Below are 3,556 nucleotides of genomic sequence, written 5' to 3' on the forward strand. Positions count from 1 at the left end.
TAAGGGTGCGAGGCCCGAAGGCCATGTCACGAATCGAGCGCAGCCGCAGCCCTGCGCTTCAACGTCAACCTGTCGATCCTCTTCACGGAACTCCCGCTCCTGGAGCGTCCCGCGGCCGCCGCCGCGGCCGGCTTCACCGCGGTCGAGCTGTGGTGGCCCTGGGTCGGCTCCCCCACCCCCGAGCGGTCCGGACTCGACGCCCTCAGGAGAGCGATCGAGGACGCGGGCGTACGGCTCACGGGCCTGAACTTCTACGCCGGGCAACTGCCGGGTCCGGACCGGGGCGCCCTGTCGGTGCCCGGCGAGGAGTCCGAGCGGTTCCGCGCCAACATCGACGTCGCGGCGGACTTCGCCCGGTCGCTGGGCTGTACGGCGCTCAACGCGCTGTACGGCAACCGCGTCGACGGCGTCGACCCGGCCGAACAGGACGCGCTCGCCCTGGAGAACCTGGTCCGCGCGGCCCGGGCCGCCGACCGGATCGGCGCGATCCTGCTGATCGAGGCACTCAACCGGGCCGAGTCACCGCGGTATCCGCTGGTGAGCGCCCCCGCCGCGGTCGAGGTCGTCGACCGGGTCAACGAGGCCTCCGGCCTCGGCAACGCGCGCTTCCTCATGGACCTCTACCACCTGTCCATGAACGGCGAGGACCTGCCGTCGGTGATCGAGCGGTACACCGCGAAGACCGGTCATGTGCAGATCGCCGACAACCCGGGCCGAGGCGCCCCGGGCACGGGTTCGCTCCCGCTGGGCGACCTGCTCGGCCTGCTGACGAAGAACGGCTACGACGGCTGGGTGGGCCTGGAGTACAAGCCGGGCGACCGCCCGAGCGCGGAGGCCTTCGACTGGCTGCCCCGCGAAGCCCGCGCCGCCCGCTGACACACCACCCCGCACCGAGAGGCACCCCGAGATGAGCAATCTCCCCAAGATCGCCTGGATAGGCCTCGGCATCATGGGCTCCCCCATGTCCGAAAACCTGATCAAGGCGGGATACGAGGTCACCGGCTTCACCCTGGAGCAGGACAAGCTGGACCGGCTGGCCGGGGCCGGCGGCACCGCCGCCGGTTCGATCGCCGAGGCCGTGCGCGACGCCGACGTGATCATCACGATGGTGCCCGCCTCCCCGCAGGTCGAGGCGATCTCCTACGGCCCGGACGGCATCCTGGAGAACGCGCGGTCCGGCGCGCTGCTGATCGACATGTCCTCGATCACCCCGAAGACCTCCGTGGACCTGGCCGCGGCCGCCCGGGAGAAGGGCGTCCGCGTCCTCGACGCCCCCGTCTCCGGCGGTGAGGCGGGCGCCGTCGAGGCCGTGTTGTCGATCATGGTCGGTGGTGAGCGGGCGGACTTCGACGAGGCCGAGCCGATCTTCGAGGCGCTCGGCAGGACCATCGTGCTGTGCGGTCCGCACGGTTCGGGTCAGACCGTGAAGGCCGCCAACCAGCTGATCGTCGCCGTGAACATCCAGGCCTGCGCCGAGGCCGTGGTCTTCCTGGAGAAGTCGGGCGTGGATCTGACGGCCGCGCTGGACGTCCTCAACGGCGGGCTGGCCGGGTCGACCGTGCTGACGCGGAAGAAGGACAACTTCCTCAACCGCGACTTCAAGCCGGGCTTCCGCATCGACCTGCACCACAAGGACATGGGCATCGTCACCGACGCCGCCCGCAACGTCGGCGCGGCCCTGCCGGTCGGTGCCGTGGTCGCCCAGCTGGTCGCCAGCCTGCGTACCCAGGGCGACGGCGGGCTGGACCACTCGGCCCTGCTGCGTGCCGTGGAGCGCCTCTCCGGCGCCCAGGTCTGAGTCCGGCCGCACCCCAGCCTCCGGGCGGCGCCGGCACCGACACATGTCCTGTCGCGCCCAGGTGTCGGCGCCACCCGGAAACTACTTCAACAAACTGTTGACGTCTCGATCGCCCCGAACCTAGGCTCCACGAAGCGGAAGTCGAATTCCAAAGCGCTCCGCTGCCCCTCGCACGGAAGGTCCACGATGTCGAAGCGCGTGCTCTCGGCGCGAACTCTCACCACGGAGTCCGGCGCCCCGGTCGCAGACAACCAGAATTCCGCCTCCGCCGGCGTCGGCGGCCCGCTCCTGCTCCAGGACCAGCACCTGCTGGAGAAGCTGGCGCGCTTCAACCGCGAGCGCATCCCGGAGCGTGTGGTGCACGCCCGTGGCTCCGGCGCGTACGGCTACTTCGAGGTGACCGACGACGTCACCGCGTACACGTGCGCCGACTTCCTGAGCACGGCCGGCAGGCGCACCGAGGTGTTCCTGCGCTTCTCGACCGTGGCGGACAGCCTGGGCGGCGCGGACGCGGTCCGCGACCCCCGCGGCTTCGCCGTCAAGTTCTATACCGAAGAGGGCAACTACGACCTCGTCGGGAACAACACCCCGGTGTTCTTCATCAAGGACCCGATCAAGTTCCCGGACTTCATCCACTCGCAGAAGCGCGACCCGTTCACCGGCAGGCAGGAGCCGGACAACGTCTGGGACTTCTGGGCGCACGCCCCCGAGGCCACCCACCAGGTCACCTGGCTGATGGGCGACCGCGGCATCCCGGCGTCGTACCGCCACATGAACGGCTACGGTTCGCACACCTACCAGTGGACGAACGCGGAGGGCGAGGCCTTCTTCGTCAAGTACCACTTCAAGACCAACCAGGGCATCCGCTGCCTGTCCTCCGAGCAGGCCGCCGAGCTCGCGGGCAAGGACCCCAACTCGCACCAGACGGACCTGCTCCAGGCGATAGAGCGGGGCGTGAACCCGTCCTGGACGCTGTACGTCCAGATCATGCCGGCGGCCGAAGCGGCGGAGTACCGCTTCAACCCGTTCGACCTCACCAAGGTCTGGCCGCACGCGGACCACCCGCTCCGGCGCGTGGGCCGCCTGGTCCTGGACCGCAACCCCGACAACGTCTTCGCCGAGGTCGAGCAGGCCGCGTTCTCCCCGAACAACTTCGTTCCGGGCATCGGTCCCTCCCCCGACAGGATGCTCCAGGGCCGGCTGTTCGCCTACGCGGACGCGCACCGCTACCGCCTGGGCGTCAACCACACCCGGCTGGCCGTCAACGCCCCGCGGGCGACGGTCGCGGACAACTACGGCCGGGACGGCTTCATGGCGGCCAACGCCCAGGGCCGCCACGCCAAGAACTACGAGCCGAACTCCTACGGCGGCCCGGTGGAGACCGGCCGCCCGCTGTCCGCCCCGCTGGCGGTCTCGGGCCACACCGGCACGCACGAGGCTCCCCTCCACACCAAGGACGACGACTTCTTCCAGGCGGGCGAGCTGTACCGCCTGATGTCCGAGGACCAGAGGTCCCGTCTCGTCGCGAACATCGCCGGCGGCCTCTCGCAGGTCTCCCGCGACGACGTGATCGAGAAGAACCTGGCCCACTTCCACGCCGCCGACCCGGACTACGGGAAGCGCGTGGAGGAGGCGGTCCGCGCCCTGCGCGAGGACTGAGCTCCCGGACCGCGTCCCGTCGAACGGGCCCGTTGAGGGGTGGCCGTTGCTGGACTCGGTCCGGGCAGGGTGAGGTCCGCGGCGGAGTGCGAGCCAGTG

General features: G+C 70.4%; 3 protein-coding genes. All 3 read left to right on the forward strand.

Annotated elements, in window-relative coordinates; genetic code table 11:
* Window positions 1-51 precede the first annotated feature (51 nt).
* The 3 genes from ACFW2E_RS43495 (at window position 52) to ACFW2E_RS43505 (ending at window position 3,457) form a co-directional block, all read left to right on the forward strand.
* Entirely contained in the window at window positions 52-876 is an 825-nt protein-coding gene (locus ACFW2E_RS43495) for a TIM barrel protein (protein ID WP_384476704.1), read from the forward strand.
* Window positions 877-907: 31 nt separating this feature from the next.
* The gene (locus ACFW2E_RS43500) at window positions 908-1,798 is read left to right on the forward strand and encodes a 2-hydroxy-3-oxopropionate reductase (protein WP_384476698.1); all 891 of its coding nucleotides are present in this window, start codon (window positions 908-910) and stop codon (window positions 1,796-1,798) included.
* Window positions 1,799-1,984: 186 nt separating this feature from the next.
* The gene (locus tag ACFW2E_RS43505; RefSeq protein ID WP_384476701.1) at window positions 1,985-3,457 is read left to right on the forward strand and encodes a catalase; all 1,473 of its coding nucleotides are present in this window, start codon (window positions 1,985-1,987) and stop codon (window positions 3,455-3,457) included.
* Window positions 3,458-3,556: the final 99 nt, after the last annotated feature.

The organism is Streptomyces sp. NPDC058964 (assembly GCF_042741275.1).
Lineage (GTDB): Bacteria > Actinomycetota > Actinomycetes > Streptomycetales > Streptomycetaceae > Streptomyces.